Below are 5,374 nucleotides of genomic sequence, written 5' to 3'. Positions count from 1 at the left end.
GAATTTGATTATGCTTACCTCGGGCCGTTGGATTTACGCCTGGGCAAATTTGGCGAAGTGGCTTTTTTCCATTGGTCTAGTCATACTTTGCTGGTGACGGATACCCTGTTGGTTTTATCGGAAAATCCCCCCCCGGTCTTGGAACTAGACCCCACTCCCCTAATGTTCCATGCCAGGGATAAGGCTGGCGATCGCCCGGAAGATAATCTCGCCAATCGGGCTAAGGGGTGGCAACGCATTTGTTTATTTGCTCTCTATTTTCAAGCTAGTACCCTAGAAGTACCTAATTGGAACCAGGTGTGGCAAGAAGCAAAACAAGTTGGCGATCGCCGTCGGGAGAATTATTTTGGTTTATATCCATTTCGGTGGCGGAGGGATTGGCAGAGCACTTTTCAAACTCTGTGGGGAGGCGGCAAAGTACGAGTAGCCCCCATTTTGCAAGAGCTAATCCTCAACCGGGAACCGGAAGCCGTCTGGCAATGGGTAGAAAAAATTGCCAGTTGGCCAGTAGAAACTCTTATTCCCTGTCACTTTTCTGCGCCGGTGGTTACCAATGGAGAACAAATCCGCCAAGCCTTTAGCTTTTTGCAAAAGTCTTCCTCTAATAATGAAGAGTCATTACCCCAAGAAGATCGGCAAATTCTGCAACGCATTGATCAATTCCTAGTGCGTTGGCGCATTACCCCACCACCGGCTAGTAAACGTGAATAAACTATAAAAGATTAGCGAGAATTTACAATGAATTATAGAAACTACATTACGATTGAACCCAATAAACGAGGAGGTAAACCTTGTGTACGCGGCTTGCGTATCACTGTTTATGAAGTTCTCGAATATCTAGCTTCTGAGATGACTGAGGCGGAAATTCTCGAAGATTTTCCCGATTTGACCCGAGAAGATTTAAAGGCTTGTATTGCTTATGCAGCTGACCGTGAAAGTCGATTGATGATTTCTCCCCTGTCTGCATGAAATTATTATTTGACGAAAATCTCTCTCCCAAATTGCCCATTCAATTGGGCGATCTTTTTCCTAATTCTCTTCATGTACGAGATGTTGGAATGGAGGCAACAATTGATCCTAGCGTTTGGGATTACGCAAAAAATAATGACTTAATGATTGTCTCTAAAGATGCAGATATGCACGATCTTAGTCTGGTGTTTGGTAGTCCTCCCAAAGTTATTTGGCTTCGATTAGGAAACTGCTCGACTTTACAAGTTGAAAATTTACTACGTCGAGAATTTAGCATGATTAAATTATTTTATGAAGATAAAAATTCATCTTTGCTCGCCCTTTCATAGTCAGATAAGTACGTGGTCTTAAACAACTCCACAAATAATAAATCATTCTCTACAATGAGATATGAGGTGGATCTTTAAAGTCCACTTTGCCCTCATTATCTGTATGTTGTCTGACCAAAGAGAATCTGCATGGACCCAATAAAAGACAGCCATAAAATTTTTAAAAGTCTTGCAGAAAAATATGGAAATAAGAATATATCTCATAGAGTTCAAGTCGCAGATTTTTTAAAGATCTTCTTGAAGCAACAGGAGGTTTGATAATTGTTGATTTTTTAGACGTGGAAAACTGGGATGTCATTGAAAGTTTTTCCTTTGATGAGAAGTCGGAGATTCTTACCCTTGTTTTATTCCGATCGCCAATTTCGTCGGCTGGTTTCCCATGGCGATCGCCGTTTATTTTGATTGAGCCGTAAACCTTTGGATTGCTTCCAGGCGAGAGGGCATCAATATGCATTCCTCCAGCAGTGAAAAATTCAAACCTGGAAGTAATTTACTGGTGGGAATTTCTTGATAGTGATCGCCTTCTAGAGAGTAAATGGAGAACTTTTTATCCTGCCACATCCAAACTTCCTGAATACCCAACCGTTGATACTTTTCAAGCTCTTTCGGAGTACCACTGGTGACATTCACCTCAATTGCCAAATCAGGATGTTCCTTTTTTTCGCCAAGGTAATAGGATTCATCCGGCTCAAACGATACCAATTTCTCCCTTGATTCACGGGTTGCACTACCGGCTGGGAAAAATTCAATACTCTGGGAGAACAAATAATATTCAATCAAAAATCCGATTATGGTTTTGATGGATTCGTGATATTCTCCCAAGGTCATGAACTCAATTACTCCGTCAAAATAGGTAGTACGCAGCCCTGAGCGCTGTTCCATCACTGCTTGAATCGTCTTAAAATCTTCCCAACTGTGACGACCGGGTAGGATAAAATTTTGACTTTCACTGAGAGTTAAAGGAGAAGTGGCAACGGTCATGGGGACGGCCCTCGGCTTGGGCTACACAAATGCTACAGTCTCTATGTTAATCGCCCTTGGAGTGAAAGGCTTATCCCGTAACGTGTCCCTGGGAAATCGTCCCATTATCTCTTCTGTAACCCTCTAGAAGGAGGCCAATTTCTGCTAGAGCAAGCCTTTTGGACAATAGACATAAGCTATGACCACCGCCGATCGCCTTTTGCAACTGCGCCAACAACTCCAAAAAGCTAGCTACGCCTACTATGTGCTAGATGCACCGATTATGGAGGATAGCGTTTATGACCAGCTTTACCGGGAACTACAAAAACTAGAGGCAGAAAACCCGGAGCTCATTACCCCCGACAGTCCAACCCAACGGGTGGGGGAACAACCCGCTAGCCAATTCTCCGCCGTTACCCACAATATTCCCCTCTACAGCCTGGAAAATGCCTTTAACGTCCAGGAACTACAGCAGTGGCAGGAACGTTGGCAACGCATTGCCCCAACCATTGAAAAAGCTGAATACGTCTGTGAGCTCAAAATTGACGGCTCGGCGATCGCCCTGACCTATGAAAATGGTTTGTTGGTGCGGGGAGTAACCAGGGGAGACGGCACCACCGGGGAAGAAATTAGCCAAAATATTAAAACCATTCGTTCCATTCCCCTGAAATTGAATTTGGATAATCCGCCCCCGACGGTGGAAGTGCGAGGGGAAGCCTTTTTGCCCCTGGAGGAATTTAATCGCATCAATCAAGAACGGGAAGCTCAGGGAGAAAGCCTATTTGCCAATCCCCGCAACGCCGCCGCCGGCACCCTCCGCCAATTGGATTCCAAAATTGTCCACCAAAGACGCTTACAATTTTTTGCCTACACCCTCCATTTACCAGGGCAAGAAGAACAAATCCAAAGTCAATGGCAAGCTTTGGAATATCTCAAAAAAGCTGGTTTTATGGTTAATCCCCATTGTCAGCTTTGTGAAGATTTAGATGGAGTAGTGGCATATTTTGAAGACTGGGAAGGGGCTCGCCAGCGCTTACCCTATATGACTGATGGGGTAGTAGTGAAAATTAATCAGTATCCACTGCAAAGCGAGTTGGGATTTACCCAAAAATTTCCCCGCTGGGCGATCGCCTTAAAATATCCCGCCGAAGAAACTCCCACTGTGGTCAAAGCCATTGAAGTCAATGTGGGCCGCACCGGCGCAGTCACCCCCCTAGCAGTGATGGAGCCAGTACAGTTAGCGGGCACAACGGTACAACGGGCTACCCTGCATAACCAAGACCGCATCCGAGAATTGGACATCCGGGTGGGAGACACGGTAATTATTCGCAAAGCGGGGGAAATTATCCCCGAAGTGGTGCGGGTAATGACAGAATTGCGCCCGGAAAATACCACTCCCTACATTTTTCCTTCCCATTGCCCCGCCTGTGGTTCCCCCTTGGTGCGCCCATTGGAAGAAGCCGTCACCCGTTGTGTCAATAGTTCCTGTTCCGCCATTTTGCAAGGCAGTTTAATCCACTGGGCTAGCCGCAATGCGCTGGATATTCAAGGTTTGGGGGAAAAGGTTGTGATTACGCTCTTGGAAAATCGGTTAGTCAACTCCATTGCTGATTTGTACCGTTTACAGGAAGAGCAATTATTGGCATTGGAACGCTTTGCCCAAAAATCCGCCGAAAAATTAGTTACTGCCATTGCAGCTAGTAAAAATCAACCCTGGAGCCGCATTTTATTTGGTTTGGGTATCCGCCATGTGGGGCAAGTGAACGCCAAATTACTCAGCCAACAGTTTCCCACCGTGGAAAAACTGAGCCAAGCCAGCATTCCCGACCTGGAAGGGGTCTATGGCATTGGCCCAGAAATTGCCGAAGCAGTGGTTAATTGGTTCAGGAATCCTGGCAATCAACAATTGATTCAGCATTTACAGGAGCTGAGGTTAGTATTGGCAGACCAAGGTATTGATCAGACTAAAACTGACAGCGGCAAATTAAGGGGCAAAACCTTTGTGTTAACCGGAACTTTACCCAATCTCAGTCGCACAGAAGCTCAGGAATTAATTGAGCAGAGCGGCGGCAAAGTAACCAGCAGTGTAAGTGCCAAAACTGATTATGTTCTATTGGGGGATAAGCCCGGTAGTAAGGCCACCAAGGCGGAAAGTTTAGGGATTAAATTACTATCGGAGGTAGAATTTTTACAATTGTTGGAGCCATAGGCAAATAGTCTGGTTTAAACAACATTGCGATGGGAGAGCAAGCAAAGTTGACCTAATCTCGGCACTATTTTAGGGGGCTCCATAGACTACAACAGCACTGTTATTGCTTCCTAGCAGGTCAGCTTAGATAGGTGTAGCGTCGTAAACTTTGCTCATAATCTTCCAACAGCCGTCGAGATTCCTCTAGGGTAATCTGCCCATTACTGAGGGCTAATTCCGTATGACGCCGCAGACCCTCGAGTAAATCATCGGAATCGTACTGGACATAACCTAAAACTTCGGTCATGGTATCCCCCCGCACCACCGACTCGATCTGATAACCCTGGGGAGTGGTGGCAATATGAACTACATTGATATCGCCAAATAAGTTGTGCAAATTACCCATAATTTCTTGGTAAGCACCGACTAAGAACATGCCTAAATAGTAAGGATTACCATCATTTTCTAGGGGGTGAACTTCCAGGTAGGGCTTGACATCCCACAGGTCAATAAAGCGGTCAATTTTGCCGTCACTGTCACAGGTTAAATCGGCTAAAATTACCCTTTGACTGGGCTTTTCATTGAGGTGATGAATGGGCAAAATGGGAAAAAGTTGATCCAAAGACCAGGATTCCGGTGCTGATTGAAAAACCGACAAATTAACGTAGTAAATATCGGTCATTATTTTATCTAACGCCTGAAAATCTTCGGGAATATACTCCAACTGTCTAGTGATTTCAAAAATTTTACGGCAACAAGCCCAGTGAATTTGTTCTGCCTGCCCCCGTTCAGTCAAGGTTAAATAACCAAAGTTAAAGAGACTGCTAGCCTCGGCTTTTAATTGCAGAGCGTCATGGTATTGCTCTTGGTATTGTGCTGTTGTAATAGTTTCGTAACATTCCCACAGATTTCTCAGCAGGGGATGGGC

Annotated in this window: 5 protein-coding genes and 1 pseudogene; 4 read left to right on the top strand and 2 right to left on the bottom strand. The window is 45.1% G+C overall.

Annotated elements, in window-relative coordinates; genetic code table 11:
• From IQ219_RS16475 to IQ219_RS16465, 3 genes are all read left to right on the top strand, one after another.
• Positions 1-711 (top strand): DUF4336 domain-containing protein (locus tag IQ219_RS16475; RefSeq protein WP_194073324.1); only part of this gene is annotated, 711 nt, incomplete at its 5' end.
• A gap of 27 nt (positions 712-738) precedes the next feature.
• On the top strand, positions 739-969 hold the full coding sequence (locus IQ219_RS16470; protein ID WP_190598786.1) for a DUF433 domain-containing protein: 231 nt from the start codon (positions 739-741) through the stop codon (positions 967-969).
• Entirely contained in the window at positions 966-1,298 is a 333-nt protein-coding gene (locus IQ219_RS16465; protein ID WP_194073323.1) for a DUF5615 family PIN-like protein, read from the top strand. Before IQ219_RS16470 ends, IQ219_RS16465 begins: the two co-directional genes overlap by 4 nt.
• 393 nt (positions 1,299-1,691) lie before the next feature.
• Here the strand turns inward: IQ219_RS16465 and IQ219_RS16460 are convergent, their stop codons facing one another.
• Complete coding sequence (locus IQ219_RS16460) at positions 1,692-2,279, bottom strand: Uma2 family endonuclease (RefSeq protein ID WP_194073322.1); 588 nt, start codon at positions 2,277-2,279, stop codon at positions 1,692-1,694.
• A gap of 178 nt (positions 2,280-2,457) precedes the next feature.
• On the opposite strand from IQ219_RS16460, the gene ligA reads away from it, so the two are divergent.
• Positions 2,458-4,467, top strand: a complete 2,010-nt coding sequence (gene ligA / locus IQ219_RS16455) for an NAD-dependent DNA ligase LigA (protein WP_194073321.1) — start codon at positions 2,458-2,460, stop codon at positions 4,465-4,467.
• 118 nt (positions 4,468-4,585) lie between these two features.
• Here ligA and IQ219_RS16450 read toward each other — a convergent pair.
• A pseudogene (locus tag IQ219_RS16450) lies at positions 4,586-5,374 on the bottom strand (arginine decarboxylase); the annotation flags it as partial.

Origin of the sequence: Synechocystis sp. LEGE 06083 (assembly GCF_015207725.1) — a bacterium.
GTDB lineage: Bacteria > Cyanobacteriota > Cyanobacteriia > Cyanobacteriales > Microcystaceae > Synechocystis > Synechocystis salina.
This window is presented reverse-complemented; position numbering and strand designations above follow the sequence as displayed.